Below are 18,435 nucleotides of genomic sequence, written 5' to 3'. Positions count from 1 at the left end.
AATAAAAGATGGCGATTCCTAAACTGCAGGCTTATGCACTGCCCACAGCGCTTGATGTTCCGGTGAACAAAGTCGACTGGGCGTTTGAACCAGAGCGTGCTGCGCTGTTGGTACACGATATGCAGGATTACTTTATCAGCTTCTGGGGCGAAAATTGCCCGATGATGAAGCAGGTGGTGGCGAACATCGCCGCGCTGCGCCAGTACTGCAAAGAACACAATATCCCCGTCTATTACACCGCACAGCCGAAAGATCAGAGCGATGAAGATCGGGCCCTGCTTAATGATATGTGGGGACCGGGTCTGACACGCTCGCCTGAGCAGCAAAAAATCGTTGATGCGCTGGCGCCGGACGAAGCGGATACCATTCTGGTGAAATGGCGTTACAGCGCATTCCATCGCTCTCCGCTGGAACAGATGCTGAAAGAGACCGGACGTAATCAGCTGATTATTACCGGCGTTTATGCCCATATCGGGTGTATGACTACGGCAACGGATGCCTTTATGCGCGATATCAAGCCGTTTATGGTGGCCGATGCGCTGGCGGACTTTAGTCGTGACGAACACATGATGTCGCTGAAATATGTGGCAGGGCGTTCCGGTCGCGTGGTGATGACGCAGGAGTTATTGCCGACACCTGTTCCCACCAGTAAAGAGGCACTACGTAGCGTTATTCTGCCGCTGCTGGATGAGTCCGATGAGCCGATGGATGATGAAAATCTAATCGACTACGGTCTGGATTCAGTGCGTATGATGGCGCTGGCGGCACGCTGGCGTAAAGTGCATAGCGATATCGACTTCGTGATGCTGGCGAAAAATCCGACGATTGACGCCTGGTGGAAACTGCTTTCCCGCGAGGTGAAGTAATGGCCAGGTTTGATTTCGCAGGTAAAACTGTCTGGGTGACTGGCGCAGGTAAAGGTATTGGTTACACCACGGCACTGGCGTTTGTTGACGCCGGTGCGCGGGTAACAGGGTTTGATCGTGAGTTTTCTCAGGATGTGTACCCGTTTGCCACTGAAGTGTTGGATGTGGCAAATGCCGGGCAGGTGGCTGAGGTGTGTCAGCGCGTGTTGCAAAAGAGTGAGCGGCTGGATGTGCTGGTCAATGCCGCTGGGATTTTGCGTATGGGGCCAACTGACGCACTGAGCCAGGAAGACTGGCAGCAGACGTTTGCTGTCAATGTCGGTGGCGCGTTTAATCTGTTTCAGCAGACGATGGCGCAGTTTCGTCGCCAGCAGGGCGGGGCGATAGTGACCGTAGCTTCTGATGCAGCGCACACGCCGCGGATCGGTATGAGTGCTTATGGGGCGTCAAAAGCCGCGCTGAAAAGCCTGGCACTGACTGTCGGTCTGGAACTGGCAGGCAGCGGTGTGCGCTGTAATGTGGTTTCTCCTGGATCGACCGATACTGATATGCAGCGTACGTTGTGGGTCAGTGATGACGCCGAACAGCAGCGTATTCGTGGGTTTGGCGAGCAGTTTAAGCTCGGTATTCCGTTAGGGAAAATCGCCCGTCCGCAGGAAATTGCCAACACCATTTTATTCCTCGCCTCCGATCTGGCCAGCCATATTACATTGCAGGACATCGTGGTGGACGGCGGCTCTACGCTGGGAGCATGACGATGATCTGGAAACGACATTTAACCCTTGATGAACTGAATGCAACCAGTCAGAACACGCTGGTTGCGCATTTAGGTATCAACTATACCCGACTGGGTGATGATGTACTGGAAGCCGAAATGCCGGTGGATGCTCGTACCCATCAGCCGTTTGGTCTGCTGCATGGTGGCGCGTCGGCGGCGCTGGCGGAAACGCTGGGATCGATGGCGGGCTACCTGATGACTCGCGACGGACAATGTGTGGTGGGCACGGAGTTGAACGCGACGCACCATCGCGCGGTTTCGCAGGGAAAAGTGCGTGGTGTTTGCCAGCCGTTGCATCTCGGTCGTCAAAACCAAAGCTGGGAAATCGTGATTTTTGATGAGCAGGGACGTCGCTGCTGTACCTGTCGTTTAGGAACTGCGGTGATGGGGTGAAGTTGCCGACAGAGTAAAATGAAATTGCATTGTTAACAGGTAAATGAAGTGATCTAGTTAACAATGCAATGTAAATAGTCAGTAGTGTCTCGGGTTTATGTGGTTGTCAGGTTGTTAAATCCGGAAAAGATGTTATAGAAACAAAATGTAACATCTTTCTGGAACACGCAAACGGATAACAACTATGAACAAATCAGGGAAATACCTCGTCTGGACATTGCTCTCCGTCATGGGAGCATTTGCCCTGGGATATATTGCGTTAAACCGTGGTGAACAGATCAACGCGCTGTGGATAGTGGTAGCGTCGGTCTGTGTCTATCTTATTGCCTATCGTTTTTATGGCCTGTACATCGCTAAAAATGTACTGGCGCTTGACCCGACGCGTATGACGCCAGCCGTGCGCCATAACGACGGTCTGGATTATGTTCCCACCGATAAAAAAGTGCTGTTTGGTCACCATTTTGCGGCAATCGCCGGGGCAGGTCCGCTAGTCGGTCCGGTGCTGGCGGCGCAGATGGGCTATCTGCCGGGGATGATCTGGCTGCTGGCCGGGGTAGTTCTGGCGGGCGCGGTGCAGGACTTTATGGTGCTGTTCGTTTCAACCCGTCGCGATGGCCGTTCCCTTGGCGAACTGGTGAAAGAAGAGATGGGGCCGACGGCAGGCGTTATTGCGCTGGTGGCATGCTTCATGATTATGGTGATTATCCTCGCGGTACTGGCGATGATCGTCGTCAAAGCGCTGACTCACAGCCCGTGGGGAACCTACACCGTGGCGTTCACTATCCCGCTGGCGATCTTTATGGGCGTTTATCTGCGCTATCTGCGTCCAGGTCGCATTGGTGAAGTGTCAGTCATTGGCCTGGTGTTCCTGGTATTTGCCATTATTTCCGGCGGTTGGGTTGCCGAAAGCCCGACCTGGGCACCGTACTTTGACTTTACCGGCGTGCAACTGACCTGGATGCTGGTGGGCTACGGTTTTGTGGCAGCCGTGCTGCCGGTATGGCTGCTGCTGGCTCCGCGTGATTACCTCTCTACCTTCCTGAAAATCGGGACGATTGTTGGCCTGGCGGTGGGTATTTTGATCATGCGCCCGACGCTGACCATGCCTGCGTTAACCAAGTTCGTTGACGGTACCGGTCCGGTGTGGACTGGTAACCTGTTCCCGTTCCTGTTTATTACTATTGCCTGCGGGGCGGTGTCTGGCTTCCATGCGCTGATCGCTTCCGGTACTACGCCGAAGATGCTGGCGAATGAAGGGCAGGCCTGTTTTATCGGCTACGGTGGGATGTTGATGGAGTCCTTTGTCGCTATTATGGCGCTGGTCTCCGCCTGTATCATCGATCCGGGCGTTTACTTTGCGATGAACAGCCCGATGGCGGTGCTGGCTCCGGCGGGTACAGTAGATGTGGTGGCTTCTGCAGCACAGGTAGTGAGCAGTTGGGGCTTTGCGATCACCCCGGATACTCTGCATCAAATCGCCAATGAGGTCGGGGAGCAATCCATTATTTCCCGCGCAGGTGGTGCACCAACGCTGGCTGTGGGGATGGCGTACATTCTGCACGGTGCGCTGGGTGGCATGATGGATGTTGCGTTCTGGTATCACTTCGCCATTCTGTTTGAGGCGCTGTTTATTCTGACGGCGGTTGATGCCGGTACACGAGCCGCGCGCTTTATGCTGCAAGACTTGCTGGGCGTGGTGTCGCCGAGCCTGAAGCGTACCGACTCGCTGCCTGCTAACCTGCTGGCGACAGCGCTATGCGTACTGGCCTGGGGTTACTTCCTGCACCAGGGCGTGGTGGATCCATTAGGTGGTATCAACACTTTGTGGCCGCTGTTTGGTATCGCCAACCAGATGCTGGCAGGTATGGCGCTGATGCTGTGTGCCGTGGTCTTGTTCAAGATGAAGCGCCAGCGTTACGCATGGGTAGCCCTGGTACCAACGGCGTGGCTGCTGATTTGTACGCTGACCGCTGGCTGGCAGAAAGCGTTTAGCCCTGATGCGAAAATTGGTTTCCTGGCTATCGCTAACAAGTTCCAGGCTATGATCGACAGCGGTAACATTCCGGCGCAGTATACTCAGTCACAGCTCACGCAACTGGTGTTTAACAACCGTCTTGACGCCGGGCTGACTGTCTTCTTCATGGTCGTCGTGGTGGTACTGGGTCTGTTCTCCATCAAAACAGCGCTGGCAGCACTGAAAGAGGACAAACCAACATCGAAAGAAACACCGTACGAACCGATGCCAGAGAATGTTGAAGAGATTGTGGCGCAGGCGAAAGGCGCGCACTAAAATTCTCTTAACCAATAAGCCCTCTCCTGAACGGGGAGGGCGTTTGTACGATAGGGAATTACTATGTTTGAAACGCTCTCAAAAGCCGGCAAATATTTAGGCCAAACCGCCCGATTAATGATTGGCGTGCCAGATTACGACAATTATGTTGAGCATATGCGCGTCACACATCCGGACCAGGCACCTATGAGCTATGAAGAATTCTTCCGTGAGCGGCAGGATGCGCGCTATGGTGGGAAAGGCGGCGCACGCTGCTGTTAATGCTCTTCATCTCACACGCTAAACGACTCCACCTTTTCAAATGCGGCACGCAGGGTTGCTGGTGTTAATGTCACCGGCAGCGCGTGAATAGATTCCACCGGGCGCAGAGTATGCGCAATCACTTTATCGATCTCGGCGTGGTTAGTGATATCTACTTCTAACTGGGCCAGCCGGGTAGGTAAATTGAAGCGCTGATAAGCGGCAATCAATTGCGCCAGCACATCGTCTTGTCCCAACAGCGCGCTCTGCACCAGTATGCCGTACGCCACTTTGGTGCCATGTAAAAATTTCTCCGTCTGTGGGAGCACGGTCAGGCCATTATGTACCGAATGTGCTGCTGCCACGCGAGTGTAACGCTCACCCAGACCACCAACCATTCCGCCACCTGCAATAATCGCATCCACCACATCGCAAAAAGCCTGGGTCAGTTCGCCACGCTGTTTATCTGCCAGCGCCTGTTCGCTGCTTTCGAGCAGGACGTCGCGGATCGCCAGTGCGCCGTTGAGCCCAAGACGTACGGTTAGTGGCAAGGTTTCGGGTTGTGGCGCAAGTACGACGGCTTCATACCACTTCGCCAGCGTGTCACCGATACCCGCCAGTAAATACTCCTCCGGTGCATTGAGTAGGATCCTCGGCTCCACCAGCACCAGGAAATTGGCATCATCGAATATTTCGAAATGCAGTGCCTGACCGGCATCGTTATACCAGACAGAGAGGGGAGTCCAGGCCGCGCAGGTGGCGGAAATGGTTGGGATTGCCACGAAAGGTAAATTCAACCGACGAGCCAGCGCTTTAGCCGTGTCGAGCAGTGCTCCGCCGCCCACGCCAATCACTATGCTGCGGTCATCTCCCGCATCTTTTGCCAGTTGGCACACATCTGTTTCACTGCAATGTCCGGTAAAGAGCAGATGCTTTGCACCGGTGAGATTAAACGCCTCGGGCAGCCAGGGACGGGCAGCGGCGATGGCCCGTTCGCCATAAACCCAGACGGCCCGCGCGAGTTGCCCGGCAGAGAAAAAATCTTCCAGCCTGGAAAGGCTACCGGTATGGGAAAAATAATTGGCCGGGCCGGTGACGACGCGAATCTCGGTATTACTCATGTTGTGTTGTCCTTTTGGCTGTCCTGTCGAGGCAGGTTATTTTTATATAGACGTCTGAACGTCTTGATTGCCAAATACTAGCATCGTGTTATAGTGGCTTCAACAACAACATCACCCGCTGGGATAACAATAATGAGTAATAACCCGCTGATTGTGCAAAGCAAACTGCCAAATTTAGGTACCACTATATTCACGCAAATGAGCGCGCTGGCGCAGGCTTATCAGGCGATTAACCTCTCCCAGGGTTTTCCTGATTTTGACGGCCCGCACTATTTACAACAACGCCTGGCATATCATGTGGCGCAGGGCGCGAATCAGTATGCGCCGATGACGGGTGTACAGCCGCTTCGCGAAGCCATCGCTGACAAAACCGCCGGGTTGTACGGCTACAAGCCAGATGCTGATAGCGAAGTTACGATCACCGCAGGTGCGACAGAAGCGTTGTATGCCGCTATTACAGCTTTGGTTCGACCCGGAGATGAGGTTATCTGTTTTGATCCCAGCTACGATAGCTATGCGCCTGCAGTGGCGTTATCCGGTGGCGTAGTGAAACGCATTGCGTTGCAACCGCCGCATTTTCGTGTGGACTGGCAGGAGTTTGCCGGGTTACTCAGCGATCGTACCCGCTTGGTTATTCTCAATACGCCGCATAATCCTTCCGCGACAGTCTGGTGCAATGCGGATTTCGACGCGCTGTGGCAGGCGATTAAAGGGCATGAGATTTTTGTCGTTAGCGATGAAGTCTATGAACATATCTGCTTTGCCGCGCACGGGCACTCCAGCGTGCTGGCGCATCCGCAGTTGCGGGAGCGAGCTGTCGCCGTTTCGTCGTTTGGAAAAACCTATCATATGACCGGCTGGAAGGTCGGGTACTGCGTTGCGCCACAGGCCATCAGCGCAGAGTTGCGCAAAGTGCATCAGTATTTGACTTTTTCAGTCAACACGCCGGCACAGCTGGCGCTGGCGGATATGCTGCGGGCAGATCCAGCGCATTATCGTGACCTGCCGACGTTTTATCAGAAAAAACGTGATGTTCTGGTGGATGCGCTGCGTGACAGTCGGCTGGAAATTTTGCCCTGTGAAGGGACTTATTTTCTGCTGATCGATTACAGTGCAGTCTCTGAACTCAACGATGTTGAGTTTTGCCAGTGGCTGACCAAAGAGGTAGGTGTCGCGGCAATCCCGCTGTCCGTTTTCTGCGCCGATCCTTTCCCACATAAACTGATTCGTCTGTGTTTTGCCAAGCAAGAATCGACGCTGTTGGCGGCGGCAGAACGCCTGTCTTCGCTGTAGCTATTTCACAGTCCAGGCTTTGGAAAATCGACGGTCGGTAAATAACTCTTGCAGGCCGTTGATTTGTTTCAGTCGCAACACCTCGTCATTATCCATTCCCAACTCTGTGCTTATTTTCTCTTCGCTCCAACCCAGTTGCGACAACTCTCTCACGATTTCAGACATGGCGTGAATTTGATGCCGCCCGCGGGCACGGTTATGGCGGATTGTCGCCGCCATACGTTCATGGCGTTCACGATGTAAACAGGTGACGGGAAGATAACCTTTTAACCGTGATTTCAGGGAAGGTTTGTTTTTGCCTATTTCATGGCGGTGAAAACCATCGACAATCTCATACTCTTCTGCGCTTGATTCAACGACGACAATAGGTTGTGTGAATCCATCTGCCTCAATGGATTTCAGTAGCAGTTTTTTCTCCGGAGGAGCAACGTTGTTCGGGTTGTAATCATTTGGAGAGATATGTTCGTTTTTTATCCATAACACGCAATCTACCGGTTCATTACGAAATGGACTGACGCTGTGAATTGCCATTCTGAATTCATTGATGGCATCAATTCGTTCTTCTTCTGACAAACCAGAAAGAAACCCGGTAAGTTCCTGAGTTAATCGATGTTGCATAAGAGTCCCCATTCGTGACGTTTTGCTTTCATACGATCGCTATAACGTTGGTAGTTTTTAGGTTTAGTGGGACTAAATGAAAGGGCGCGGCACCAGTAGTCATTATTCAGGAGCACTTTGCAAATACGCCGCCACGACGGAATATCTTTTGAACCGATATCACCCTCTTGCATCAGAGGAATGTCATCTATTCCCTTATTCCTGTACCACTGTAAGTAGACCGCAATTTTGTTGCGGTAATGTTCTGCCGTTGGCACTGGCATGCTGTTCAACAGTAACAGGGCATACTCTTTCCAGTCTAAGTGCTCTGGCTTCAATATTTTCCGGTGACCGTAAAAATGGTTGTCCTGCCCGGCATAAATACCACCACTTTTCACGCCGCTAACGCGGGCGCACATGGCTGCCCAGCGCTCAGGCTCTATAACATGATACAGCCATAGCCCCTGGCGTTGTTCCGGTCCAAACGGTTCACAAATACGCATGTAACGTGTAGGAACGCCAGCCTGATACATCAGGTTATACAAGGGATTACACGGCTTTTGCGTTTTAGCGAACCACGTCCAGATGTCAGCAGTTTTCCAGTCATAAATGGGATAGATATACCAGGTATGCCCCCCAGGCGCTGAGGTGGTCCAGGGTTTATCATCGGCAAAGCGCTGTTTTCGCGAGTTAGCTATCGCTACAAAGCGGTTATATGACTCATCTGAACGTATACCTACCATCATGGCTGCTGGGCGTTTTTCAGAAAACCAATCAGCAAATTCGCGAACAAATTGCTCAAAGGTCATGCCGGATTGATAGAAGGGAAAATAAGACGGATCGGTAATAGCATCTGCGGGAGGTTGACGAACCCACTGTGCATTCGGTTCCCAGCACTGCCATTCGGGTTGATACTGTGAGAGTGAATTTTGTGTTGTTAGCGGTAACGCCACCCAATAAAACGCTTCGATAACATCAGAATAAAGTTCGCGTAACTCCTCTATATGATTGATTGTGCATGAAAATTGTGCCTCCCAGTCGATAAACAAGACGCTGATTTTTTTATGTAACTGGCGTGCAAGCATTGCTGTTAAATGCAGCATTAGCCCGGAATCCTTACCTCCTGATAACGAAACACATATGCGAGGTAAAGTCTCTAGCGTCCAGGATATGCGTTCCTGGGCCGCTTCAAGTACGTTTTGTTTAAGCGGGATTTTGTAAACAGACATATCAAATCCATATGAGATATTACGGGTGACATTCATAATAAATGCTCGTAATAAGATATGCTATTTTGCGTATCGTGCAATCTTTATATATAAATATTCAAATGTTGTATTTGTTACGTAATGACATTTTCTCCATGAATGTATTGTGTAAAAACCTGTTGTATCAAATCACATTCCACTATCCGTTATTTTTTTTATGGTATTAGCGAATCCCTGATTATTAAGTGATGCTCGGTTGTACATTAAAAAAAGCTGTACTTTGGGTAATGCCACATCAATTTTAATCTGTTTAAGATTAAGCGGTGCTGCATAAAAGTCGTAAGCCTCTCGCGGTACCAGACCAATAATATCGGTAGTGGCTATGATATTAGTTATGGAAATTAAAGAGTCACTGTAGAAACCGATTTTACGATTGGTTAAAAAAGAACTCGCTCTTGATTGAAATTCTTTAATGCCTGAGTCATCGGAGAGAAATAATGTAAATTGCTCTTCCAGTATTTGTTCAAGTGTACTGGATTGATTGATCCTTGGGTGATTTCCGCTGCAGATTAACACGTTTTCGATGGTTTTGAATGGGGTGCATATAATTGAGCGATTAGCAATCTGTGACAGCGTGATTATCAGATCAGCTTTTCGGTAAGCCAATAAATCTTCAGCTGTTTCTGCAGACATTAAGATATCCCGATGCTCAATTTCAACGTTCGAATCCTCTCTGAGATATTGAACTAACTTCATCACGCCTGTGGTGGTAATAATTTGCGGACTGTAAATGATAAATTTCTTCTTCAGAGTGGAGTTATTCATTATATTTATTGTCTGCTCCAGACTATTGAGATTATTTTCGAGATGGTGATGCAGGTTTATCCCTGTCACGGTAGGGGTAATTCCCTTTCCGGAGCGGATAAACAGAGGGTCATTAAACTGAGTGCGTAATCTATGTAGCGACTGGCTGACTGCGGATGGCGTAATGTACAGCGTTTCAGCTGCCTTGCTAATACTTAAATGTTGATAGATGCATTCAAAAATAACCAGCAGGTTGAGATCGAATTTTTTGAGGTCGTAAAGGTTAGCCATATATCCATTCCTGTCTTAGCTTTGCTCTGAAATATTCCGTTTCATTATGTCTAAGTTATTAATCATTCTTAGCACATATCCATTTAAATCTTAATGAACAGTTAACTAAAACTAAAGTAGCACAGCCTGTGTTAATTGTACGAGGAAAAAGTGTGATGAGCGATCGATATGAAAATGATAATAATCACTCATCGTATTATCTTTATTCAGTGCCCATAATGATGTTCAATTTTTCCTTATCTGGCAAACCTACTTCCTGTTGCAATGTATTGTCTTTACTCATGTAATAGATTGCCGGTGTCACGTTAGCGCCCAAATCGTCCATTAATTTTTGATTGATATTCAGTGCCTTCAGTTGCTCTGAAGGGGGAGATGCCGGCATGTCCAGTTTCATTTTACCGCTGGAGGCCTCATAGTCGTGCCAGGTCTTAGCCGGATCTTTGGTTGCCAGAATTGCCGCCGCAGTAGCCGGGCTTTCGGGTTTAATCACGCCTACCAGCAGCGTTCGTAACTGAACTTTACCAGATTCAACCCATGGACGCGCTTGCTGCCAGAACTGTTTGCAGTACGGGCAGAAAGGGTCGGCAAATACATAGACGATAACCGGAGCCTCTTTTTTGCCGTCCAGGATCCAGTGTGCTTTTTCCATACGCTGCCACATTTCGCGCCCTGCAGGTGCATAGATTTCTTTTTCTATCAGCTCATTACTGAGGTTTTCGCCTTTTTCGTTATACATATAGCCGGAGATAGCATGTTTTCCGTCTGGTGTGACATAGATAGTCACGCCCATGTCCTGGTATTTTCCCAGGTAGCCTTTCATCCCACCCGGCGCGTCAAACGGCTTCAGGATTGTAATGCCTTGTTTCTCAATCGCTTTAACGGCGTCCGGGAGGTCTTCGGCGTGTACGACGGCAGGTAACAGGGCTAAGAGTAATGTACGTTTGAGCATTGATTTTCCTTATAAAATCAGAAGGAAAGGGGGCTGAGTTGTAAAACCTATCACAGCCATAGGTAAGACCGACAGTCTGTCGATTGCCCTTTCGTTCGCTGGGTGATGTAATCCCAATCGCTGTTACAACCTTTGTTAAGGTAATGTAGAGCGCAACACTTAGCCAGCACTGCTGGCACTGAAGTTATCTGCGGGTAACTCGGGTAATGGGGCTCCCTGCAAAGGGGGCCTTTTTTACTTTTGGCTTAGAGTTATCAAAATGGGTTGAGTCGGTTGTTAGTTAACGCTTATTGATTTGATAAAGGAAACGCATTAGCCCTGAGAAGAGATTTTCGTTAACTTATCCCTCAACGAAAACACGGAGGAAGTACAGATGTCTTTGATTAATACAAAAATTAAACCTTTCAAAAACCAGGCGTTCAAAAACGGTGAGTTCATCGAAGTAACCGAGAAAGATACCGAAGGTCGTTGGAGTGTCTTCTTCTTCTACCCGGCTGACTTTACTTTCGTTTGCCCGACCGAACTGGGTGACGTTGCAGACCATTATGAAGAACTGCAGAAGCTGGGCGTAGACGTTTACTCTGTTTCTACCGACACCCACTTTACTCACAAAGCATGGCACAGCAGTTCTGAAACCATCGCCAAAATCAAATATGCGATGATCGGTGACCCGACTGGCGCCCTGACCCGTAACTTTGACAACATGCGTGAAGATGAAGGTCTGGCTGACCGCGCAACTTTCGTTGTTGACCCGCAGGGCATCATTCAGGCAATCGAAGTTACCGCTGAAGGTATCGGCCGTGATGCGTCTGACCTGCTGCGTAAAATTAAAGCAGCTCAGTACGTTGCTTCTCACCCAGGCGAAGTTTGCCCGGCGAAATGGAAAGAAGGCGAAGCCACATTAGCTCCATCTCTGGACCTGGTTGGTAAGATTTAAGTCGCATAATTTGTAGGCCGGATAAACGCAGTGCATCCGGCATTCCACAGGCGCAAATTTGCGCCTGTTTCATTCCAGCACCATGACGCAAGTTGCATTAATGCAGTCCCGCGAAGTCGGCTTGCATGATGATGTTTTCAGAGAGGGAAGAACAATGCTCGACACAAATATGAAAACCCAGCTCAAGGCTTATCTTGAGAAACTGACCAAACCTGTTGAGCTGATTGCAACGCTGGATGACAGCGCTAAATCGGCAGAAATCAAGGAACTGCTGACTGAAATTGCTGAGCTTTCAGAGAAAGTCACCTTCAAAGAAGACAACACTCTGGCAGTACGTAAGCCCTCGTTCCTGATTACGAATCCGGGCTCCAGCCAGGGGCCGCGTTTTGCCGGTTCCCCATTGGGCCACGAGTTTACCTCACTGGTACTGGCACTGTTGTGGACCGGTGGTCATCCGTCTAAAGAGGCGCAGTCTCTGCTGGAGCAGATCAGCGCCCTCGACGGGGATTTTGAGTTCGAAACCTATTACTCTCTGTCCTGCCATAACTGCCCGGACGTGGTGCAGGCACTGAACCTGATGGCGGTTCTGAATCCGCGTATCAAACATACGGCGATTGATGGTGGCACATTCCAGAATGAGATTACCGATCGTAACGTGATGGGCGTTCCGGCGGTGTATATGAACGGTAAAGAGTTTGGTCAGGGCCGTATGACGCTGACTGAAATCGTGGCAAAAGTGGACACTGGCGCAGAGAAACGTGCAGCGGAAGAGCTGAATAAGCGTGACGCTTACGATGTGCTGATCGTCGGTTCTGGTCCTGCTGGGGCTGCTGCTGCAGTTTATTCTGCGCGTAAAGGTATTCGAACCGGCCTGATGGGCGAACGCTTTGGTGGTCAGGTACTTGATACCGTTGATATCGAAAACTATATCTCGGTGCCGAAAACCGAGGGGCAGAAACTGGCAGGCGCACTGAAAGCACACGTTGATGATTATGATGTTGATGTCATTGATAGCCAGAGCGCCAGCAAACTGGTTCCGGCGGCGACGGAAGGTGGCTTGCATCAGATTGAAACCGCTTCCGGCGCGGTACTGAAAGCGCGCAGTATAATCATTGCGACCGGTGCTAAGTGGCGCAACATGAACGTTCCAGGCGAAGACCAGTATCGCACCAAAGGCGTTACCTATTGCCCACACTGTGACGGCCCGCTGTTTAAAGGTAAACGCGTAGCAGTCATTGGCGGTGGTAACTCTGGCGTTGAAGCGGCTATCGATCTGGCTGGTATTGTTGAGCATGTGACTTTGCTGGAGTTTGCTCCGGAAATGAAGGCTGACCAGGTTCTGCAGAATAAAGTTCGCAGCCTGAAAAATGTCGATATCATTCTGAATGCACAAACAACCGAAGTGAAAGGCGATGGCAGCAAGGTTACCGGTCTGGAATATCGCGATCGCGTCAGTGGCGATGTCCACAATGTCGAATTGTCAGGTATTTTTGTTCAGATTGGCCTGCTGCCGAATACCAACTGGCTGGAAGGCTCCGTTGAACGTAACCGCATGGGTGAAATTATCATCGATGCCAAGTGTGAAACCAGCGTGAAGGGCGTTTTCGCGGCTGGCGACTGCACTACCGTACCGTACAAACAGATTATCATCGCCACCGGCGAGGGCGCGAAAGCATCGCTGAGCTCCTTTGATTATCTGATTCGTACAACTACAGCATAAGAAAAGTAAGACTCACCTGCAAAACCAAAACCGTCAGTTACCCACTGGCGGTTTTTTTATTTTCCCCGCCCCCTATTGTCAATTCTTGAAACAATAAATCTGATAAGACATCGTTTTTAACGTAGCGAATGATTTATTTAATCAAAGAATGATTTAGCCCTTTCGATATTATAACGCCTCTGTTTGTTACATATATTCATTATGTGAATGAGGGGCTTTTCATTCATGGATTTAAATTATGAAGCCCTGACGAAATTTGAGTCGGCAGGGTTGTTGTTACGTGATTTTTTTATTTCTTATGACGGGGGTTCACTTAAGTCTGCTTATATTTCACTGGCTGATGAATCGGGTAATTTCACTGGTCAGGACTGGCTGGATATCGAATACGATTTCAATGCGCTTTTTGTCGGCCCGTTAGCGTTGAAAGCTGCACCCTACGCCTCGGTGTACCTGGAAGACGAGGCGCTGGTGATGGGAAAAGCCACCTTGTGCCACCGGGAGTTCATGGAAAAACTCGGATTGTCTGCAAATCAAGAAAATAGCATGCCAGATGATCATATTTCTTATGTCCTGGAGTTGGCTGTTTTACTGAGTGCCAATGCCAGAAAATCTGCTGAATATATTCCGGTATTTAATCAGTATGTAATGGAATATATAGCGAAATGGGTGCCGGATTATATCGATAAAATCAAAATAAATGCACAAACCGCCGCACTGCAAAACATAGCGGAAAAATTATCTTATTGGCTTGGTGAATTAATAACGAGAGTATCATATGAGCAATGAACAGGGACTTCTGAACAGACGTTCTTTTTTAAAGGGACTGGCTGCACTTAGTGCTGTAGCCGCCTTACCGGGGGGATTATTGTCATCGCGCTGTGCTTACGCGCAACCGCCAGTTCCATTTAACCCTAAAACTTACACTATTCATCGCAATGCATGCCCACGTAACTGCTACGACACCTGCAGCCTGAAAACCTGGGTGAAAGATGATGTGATCACCTTTGTGGAAGGGGCTACGGAGTCCACATTTACCCACGGGACGCCTTGCGTGAAAGGACTGACTTATCCTCGCCGGGTGTACAGCCCCGATCGCATTAAATATCCAATGGTTCAGGATGGCCGTGGTAGCGGCAAATGGCGTCGGGTTTCCTGGGATGAGGCGATGCAACGGATTGCCAAAAAAATGCTGGAAATCAAAAAGAAAGACGGCTCAATGCTGGGGCTGGCTCTGTCTAAATATTCCGGCAACCTCGGAGTGATGGGGTATGCCGTTGAAGGGATGATGTCTTCTCTGGGGTACACCACGCGCTTCGCCGGTACACCGTGCTGGCCTGCGGGTATTGATGCTCAGAATTACGATATGGGGGATATGTGGTGTAACGATCCGGAAGATTTTGTGAAAGCAAAATACATTATCATCTGGGGGGCAAACCCGGCGTGGTGCTCCATGCACACAATGAAGTACATCTACCAGGCTCGGGAAAAAGGCGCGAAGATTGTCGTTATTGATCCGCTGCTGACGCAAACGGCAGCAAAAGCCGACCTGTACCTGCGTGTTCGCCCTGGTTCAGATGGCGCGCTGGCCCTCGGCATGGCACGGCATCTGGTGGATAAGGGGCTGGTTGATCAGGATTTTGTGAACAACTATTCCCATGGCTACGCGGAATTTGAAGACTATCTGCGTAATAACGTCACCGTTGAGTGGGCGTCAGAAATTTGTGGTCTGTCAGCAGAAGTTATCCGCGAGCTGGCGGAGGAGTTTACCGCTGTTAATCCTGCCACCGTGTGGATTGGCTACGGTATGCAGCGGCACGTCAATGGCGGTGCAAACGTGCGAGCGATCGATGCCTTTGTGGCGATGACTGGCAATATCGGTATTGAAGGTGGCGGCGCTCGCTACGGACATTTGCAAACCTGGGGCTACAGTTACCACGGCATGATGCAGAAACCGCCAGAGGGTTCTGTGGGGATGAAAGGTGCTGGTGGCCCGGTGGGTGAGTTTGTCAGCGATAGTGGTGAAAAAAGCGAATACTCTGATCGTGCGTTGAATATCAACCAGACGGCACAGGGCATTCTCGACGCCAGCGAACCACCGGTACGAATGTTATGGGTGGCCTCTAAAAACCCGTTTGCCCAGGATTTCGATCGCAACAAGATGGTTAAAGCGTTCGACAAACTGGAAATGGTGGTTTGCGTCGATCAGTTCTTTAACGAGACTGTTCAGCATGCGGATATTGTATTACCCGTCACCACAACCTTTGAGCAATGGGATGTATCTTCGTCTTATTGGCACTATTGGTTATCCGTCAACCAACCGGCGATTAAACCGTTGTATGAGTGCAAAAGCGACCCGGAAATAGCCGCACTGTTATCTAAAACCATCAATAAACTGGAACCTGGTTCGTGTACCTTCCCGCAAGAGTTTGATGCCAAAAGCTGGCTGGATCAGGAATTCAATGAGGCGATGGGTAAACAATTTGGGATTGCTGGCTGGGACGACCTGCTTGAAGGGCCTCGCAAAGCGAAAATGGTCAGCTCTGCGGCCTGGTATGATCGCAAATTCAAAACGCCATCTGGCAAGTACGAGTTTAAATCTGAGCGCTGTGCGGAAAATGGCCACACTGCCTTACCTGAATATAAAGCTGGTGCCATGGGAACGCTGCCGTTCCACCTGTTTACACCTCACCTCCAGTACGGATTGCATTCACAGTTCGTAAATCTGGACTGGATGCAGGTTTTCTGGCCTGAACCGTTCGTTTATATCCATCCGTTTGCCGCACAGAAAAAGGGTATTGCTGAAGGCGATCTCGTCAAAGTTTTCAACGAGGCGGGTCACGTTGAGCTGCGCGCCAAAATCACTACCAACGTCCCGGAAGATTTCCTTGTGATGTATGAATCCTGGTTCAATAAGCTTAGTTACAACGTCCAGAACGTGGTTAAGGACACTCCGGCAGATATGGGCAAAATGGCGACCGGTGCGCCAGGTGCGGCCATTCACAGTCAATTTGTTGATATTACTCTGTTGGGAAGTAAAGGAGCCGCAGCATGAGACGCGCGTTTTTAGTCAATAGCGATAAGTGCATCGGCTGCCGTGGCTGCGCGATGGCGTGTAAAAGTTTTAACCAACTGGAGCCGGAGCGGTACTGGCGTTATGTCTATCCGCTGGATAAAGAAATTTATCCGCATGAGGAGCGGGCATTTTACTCGCTGGCCTGCAACCATTGTGAAAACCCGGCCTGTCTTGCAGCCTGCCCGGTAGAGGCATACACCAAACGTGAAGACGGCGTGGTTGTGCATAACCCGGAGCGCTGCATCGGGTGTAAAAACTGTATCCGCAATTGTCCTTACGGCGCTCCGCGCTTTAATGAGGAAACGAAAAAAGCGGAAAAATGCAGTATGTGTTACGAGCGTCTTGATATCGGTATGAATCCGGCGTGTGTGAATGCCTGCCCGGTGGGGGCGCTGACGCTTATTGACCTGGATGCCGACCCCATACCAAATAATGCGGTGCAGTACCCGCCGGGATTCCCGCGTATGCCGCAGCTTAACCCCGGGACGCGTTTCATACTGGCACGTCAACCGAAGCAACCGGAGGGCAAGTAATGGAAAAATACGAACTTCCTCTGGTGGTCTTTACCGTACTCAGCCAGATGTCGGTGGGGATGACGTTAATCCTGACGTTGCGTACGCTGCGTGGAGAACTGGAAAGTAAACGTCTTTATTGGCTGGTCAGCGGACTGTTACTGGCGGTGGCATCCGTTGCGGCGGTATTACACCTCGCGCATCCGGATCGTGCCTACAATGCCCTGATTAACTTACAGCACGCCTGGCTGAGCCGCGAAATTCTCGGCGCAACGTTATACGGCGCGGCGGTCGGCGTAACGTTTTTGGCTAAAGGGCATAAGATCCCGGCTGTACTGGCATCCCTTCTCGGTATGGCGCTGGTGGCGGTGCAGGGCATGACCTATGCCGCGCCAGCGATGGTCGCTATCGCCAATGGTCTGACGATGCTGCTGTTCTTTATCACTGTATGGGTAATGGGTTGTGCGGCGATCCCACTGTTGAATCTCACGCCGGCAGTTGCTGCATTGCGTCAGGGGATCCTGGTCTGCATGGCGGTACTGATTGTCGCGCCGATTATCTGGCTAAGTGGTGGAACAATCATGCAGATGACGGCTCATGCCTGGCTTACATCCCCGCTTTACCTGGCAAGTCTGGTGTGCCTGGCGGTGGCGTTCGTGCTGAGCCGCAATGGTGAACGTAGAGCGAAAACACTCTTTGTACTGCTGTTCATTGGCGTGTTTTTGAGTCGTTTGACCTTCTTTGGTGATACCGTCAGCACCATCGTGAATATTGGTCATTTGTACTGAGGGCCATAAAATATAAACCCCAGCCAGGTAAAATCCTGGCTGGGGTTTTCTGTCTTATCTTAGTTCGAATTAACGCACAACCAGTACCGGTAGAGTTGCATGGCGAACCACGCTGGAGGCGTTAGAACCGAGGAGGTGCGTGCTAATTGACGGATTGCGTGAGCCAATGACCACTACATCCGCATTCAGTTCTTCACCCAACTCATTGACGACGTCACGCACGCTGCCAAAGCGGACATGCTGCTTGATCCGCGAAGGATCGATGCTGAAGTGGCCGACCATAGTTTGCAGACGAGTTTCTGCTTCGTGTTGCAGATGCTCTTCAAAACGGCGAACGTCAGCGGCAAAACGGTGCAGGCTTAAGCTGGCTGAACCCGGAAGCACATGCAGCAGGTGGATCACACCTTTATCTTGTGCCAGAAATTCTGCATGGCGAACAGCCTTGTCGCTCAGTTCCATTTCAAATACATCAACAGGCATTATGATTGTGTTGTACATAAGCATTCTCCTTGTCATTACATGAATACATAACAGCATACTATTAAATATGATTCTGTCAGTCACGACACAGATTT

The 18,435-nt window shown here is 50.2% G+C and carries 18 protein-coding genes; 12 read left to right on the top strand and 6 right to left on the bottom strand.

The genetic code is table 11. The features are described 5' to 3' along the window. Positions 1-8: 8 nt before the first annotated feature. From SK36_RS14950 to SK36_RS14930, 5 genes are all read left to right on the top strand, one after another. On the top strand, positions 9-866 hold the full coding sequence (locus tag SK36_RS14950) for an isochorismatase (RefSeq protein WP_045440982.1): 858 nt from the start codon (positions 9-11) through the stop codon (positions 864-866). Further along, positions 866-1,621 carry a 2,3-dihydro-2,3-dihydroxybenzoate dehydrogenase EntA gene (entA, locus tag SK36_RS14945; protein WP_048221882.1) on the top strand — a complete coding sequence of 252 codons (756 nt, stop codon included), beginning with the start codon at positions 866-868 and terminating at the stop codon, positions 1,619-1,621. The genes SK36_RS14950 and entA overlap by 1 nt, the downstream gene beginning before the upstream one ends. 2 nt (positions 1,622-1,623) lie before the next feature. Then, complete coding sequence (gene entH / locus SK36_RS14940; RefSeq protein WP_045449489.1) at positions 1,624-2,037, top strand: proofreading thioesterase EntH; 414 nt, start codon at positions 1,624-1,626, stop codon at positions 2,035-2,037. Positions 2,038-2,221: 184 nt separating this feature from the next. After that, positions 2,222-4,327, top strand: a complete 2,106-nt coding sequence (gene cstA / locus SK36_RS14935) for a pyruvate/proton symporter CstA (RefSeq protein WP_045440986.1) — start codon at positions 2,222-2,224, stop codon at positions 4,325-4,327. A 63-nt stretch (positions 4,328-4,390) separates the two neighbouring features. Beyond that, on the top strand, positions 4,391-4,588 hold the full coding sequence (locus tag SK36_RS14930; protein ID WP_045440988.1) for a YbdD/YjiX family protein: 198 nt from the start codon (positions 4,391-4,393) through the stop codon (positions 4,586-4,588). Positions 4,589-4,599: 11 nt separating this feature from the next. Here the strand turns inward: SK36_RS14930 and SK36_RS14925 are convergent, their stop codons facing one another. Further along, positions 4,600-5,688, bottom strand: coding sequence for an oxidoreductase (locus SK36_RS14925; RefSeq protein ID WP_048221881.1), 1,089 nt, complete (start codon positions 5,686-5,688; stop codon positions 4,600-4,602). A gap of 132 nt (positions 5,689-5,820) precedes the next feature. Here SK36_RS14925 and SK36_RS14920 point away from each other — a divergent pair, with 132 nt between their 5' ends. Then, complete coding sequence (locus SK36_RS14920; RefSeq protein ID WP_048221880.1) at positions 5,821-6,981, top strand: pyridoxal phosphate-dependent aminotransferase; 1,161 nt, start codon at positions 5,821-5,823, stop codon at positions 6,979-6,981. Here the strand turns inward: SK36_RS14920 and SK36_RS14915 are convergent, their stop codons facing one another. The 4 genes from SK36_RS14915 to dsbG form a co-directional block, all read right to left on the bottom strand. Further along, a complete protein-coding gene (locus SK36_RS14915) occupies positions 6,982-7,599 on the bottom strand; it encodes an IbrB-like domain-containing protein (RefSeq protein WP_048221879.1) in 618 nt (205 codons plus the stop codon). Continuing rightward, on the bottom strand, positions 7,584-8,807 hold the full coding sequence (locus SK36_RS14910; protein ID WP_045440996.1) for a phosphoadenosine phosphosulfate reductase: 1,224 nt from the start codon (positions 8,805-8,807) through the stop codon (positions 7,584-7,586). The genes SK36_RS14915 and SK36_RS14910 overlap by 16 nt, the downstream gene beginning before the upstream one ends. Before the next feature lie 168 nt (positions 8,808-8,975). Beyond that, positions 8,976-9,881 (bottom strand): DNA-binding transcriptional repressor CitR, encoded by a 906-nt coding sequence (gene citR / locus SK36_RS14905; protein WP_045440998.1) that lies wholly within the window; start codon positions 9,879-9,881, stop codon positions 8,976-8,978. Positions 9,882-10,083: 202 nt separating this feature from the next. After that, positions 10,084-10,830, bottom strand: a complete 747-nt coding sequence (dsbG, locus tag SK36_RS14900; RefSeq protein ID WP_045441000.1) for a thiol:disulfide interchange protein DsbG — start codon at positions 10,828-10,830, stop codon at positions 10,084-10,086. 373 nt (positions 10,831-11,203) lie between these two features. Here dsbG and ahpC point away from each other — a divergent pair, with 373 nt between their 5' ends. The 6 genes from ahpC to SK36_RS14870 all read left to right on the top strand — a co-directional run bounded on the left by ahpC (position 11,204) and on the right by SK36_RS14870 (position 17,860). After that, positions 11,204-11,767 (top strand): alkyl hydroperoxide reductase subunit C, encoded by a 564-nt coding sequence (gene ahpC / locus SK36_RS14895; protein ID WP_002894394.1) that lies wholly within the window; start codon positions 11,204-11,206, stop codon positions 11,765-11,767. Positions 11,768-11,921: 154 nt separating this feature from the next. Further along, positions 11,922-13,487, top strand: coding sequence for an alkyl hydroperoxide reductase subunit F (ahpF, locus tag SK36_RS14890; RefSeq protein ID WP_048221878.1), 1,566 nt, complete (start codon positions 11,922-11,924; stop codon positions 13,485-13,487). A 225-nt stretch (positions 13,488-13,712) separates the two neighbouring features. Then, a complete protein-coding gene (locus tag SK36_RS14885) occupies positions 13,713-14,273 on the top strand; it encodes a TorD/DmsD family molecular chaperone (protein ID WP_048221877.1) in 561 nt (186 codons plus the stop codon). After that, positions 14,263-16,539 carry a molybdopterin-dependent oxidoreductase gene (locus SK36_RS14880; RefSeq protein WP_048221876.1) on the top strand — a complete coding sequence of 759 codons (2,277 nt, stop codon included), beginning with the start codon at positions 14,263-14,265 and terminating at the stop codon, positions 16,537-16,539. The genes SK36_RS14885 and SK36_RS14880 overlap by 11 nt, the downstream gene beginning before the upstream one ends. Beyond that, positions 16,536-17,093, top strand: a complete 558-nt coding sequence (locus SK36_RS14875) for a 4Fe-4S dicluster domain-containing protein (RefSeq protein WP_045441010.1) — start codon at positions 16,536-16,538, stop codon at positions 17,091-17,093. The genes SK36_RS14880 and SK36_RS14875 overlap by 4 nt, the downstream gene beginning before the upstream one ends. After that, positions 17,093-17,860 carry a dimethyl sulfoxide reductase anchor subunit family protein gene (locus tag SK36_RS14870; RefSeq protein ID WP_048221875.1) on the top strand — a complete coding sequence of 256 codons (768 nt, stop codon included), beginning with the start codon at positions 17,093-17,095 and terminating at the stop codon, positions 17,858-17,860. Before SK36_RS14875 ends, SK36_RS14870 begins: the two co-directional genes overlap by 1 nt. Positions 17,861-17,929: 69 nt before the next feature. Here SK36_RS14870 and uspG read toward each other — a convergent pair whose 3' ends face one another. Continuing rightward, the gene (uspG, locus tag SK36_RS14865; RefSeq protein WP_005120854.1) at positions 17,930-18,358 is read right to left on the bottom strand and encodes a universal stress protein UspG; all 429 of its coding nucleotides are present in this window, start codon (positions 18,356-18,358) and stop codon (positions 17,930-17,932) included. Positions 18,359-18,435: the final 77 nt, after the last annotated feature.

The sequence above is a fragment of the Citrobacter sp. MGH106 genome (genome assembly GCF_001037495.1).
Lineage (GTDB): Bacteria > Pseudomonadota > Gammaproteobacteria > Enterobacterales > Enterobacteriaceae > Citrobacter > Citrobacter murliniae.
The sequence above is the reverse complement of the archived record's forward strand: the minus strand, read 5'-3'. Positions and strand labels throughout refer to the sequence as shown.

Bases quoted from the DNA above. Each gene is read 5' to 3' on its own strand.
- SK36_RS14930 (WP_045440988.1), top strand. From the start codon at position 4,391: ATGTTTGAAACGCTCTCAAAAGCCGGCAAATATTTAGGCCAAACCGCC.
- SK36_RS14920 (WP_048221880.1), top strand. From the start codon at position 5,821: ATGAGTAATAACCCGCTGATTGTGCAAAGCAAACTGCCAAATTTAGGT.
- citR (WP_045440998.1), bottom strand. From the start codon at position 9,881: ATGGCTAACCTTTACGACCTCAAAAAATTCGATCTCAACCTGCTGGTT.
- SK36_RS14885 (WP_048221877.1), top strand. From the start codon at position 13,713: ATGGATTTAAATTATGAAGCCCTGACGAAATTTGAGTCGGCAGGGTTG.
- ahpC (WP_002894394.1), top strand. From the start codon at position 11,204: ATGTCTTTGATTAATACAAAAATTAAACCTTTCAAAAACCAGGCGTTC.
- SK36_RS14915 (WP_048221879.1), bottom strand. From the start codon at position 7,599: ATGCAACATCGATTAACTCAGGAACTTACCGGGTTTCTTTCTGGTTTG.
- SK36_RS14950 (WP_045440982.1), top strand. From the start codon at position 9: ATGGCGATTCCTAAACTGCAGGCTTATGCACTGCCCACAGCGCTTGAT.
- SK36_RS14875 (WP_045441010.1), top strand. From the start codon at position 16,536: ATGAGACGCGCGTTTTTAGTCAATAGCGATAAGTGCATCGGCTGCCGT.
- SK36_RS14925 (WP_048221881.1), bottom strand. From the start codon at position 5,688: ATGAGTAATACCGAGATTCGCGTCGTCACCGGCCCGGCCAATTATTTT.
- dsbG (WP_045441000.1), bottom strand. From the start codon at position 10,830: ATGCTCAAACGTACATTACTCTTAGCCCTGTTACCTGCCGTCGTACAC.
- SK36_RS14910 (WP_045440996.1), bottom strand. From the start codon at position 8,807: ATGTCTGTTTACAAAATCCCGCTTAAACAAAACGTACTTGAAGCGGCC.
- SK36_RS14870 (WP_048221875.1), top strand. From the start codon at position 17,093: ATGGAAAAATACGAACTTCCTCTGGTGGTCTTTACCGTACTCAGCCAG.
- uspG (WP_005120854.1), bottom strand. From the start codon at position 18,358: ATGTACAACACAATCATAATGCCTGTTGATGTATTTGAAATGGAACTG.
- ahpF (WP_048221878.1), top strand. From the start codon at position 11,922: ATGCTCGACACAAATATGAAAACCCAGCTCAAGGCTTATCTTGAGAAA.
- entA (WP_048221882.1), top strand. From the start codon at position 866: ATGGCCAGGTTTGATTTCGCAGGTAAAACTGTCTGGGTGACTGGCGCA.
- entH (WP_045449489.1), top strand. From the start codon at position 1,624: ATGATCTGGAAACGACATTTAACCCTTGATGAACTGAATGCAACCAGT.
- cstA (WP_045440986.1), top strand. From the start codon at position 2,222: ATGAACAAATCAGGGAAATACCTCGTCTGGACATTGCTCTCCGTCATG.
- SK36_RS14880 (WP_048221876.1), top strand. From the start codon at position 14,263: ATGAGCAATGAACAGGGACTTCTGAACAGACGTTCTTTTTTAAAGGGA.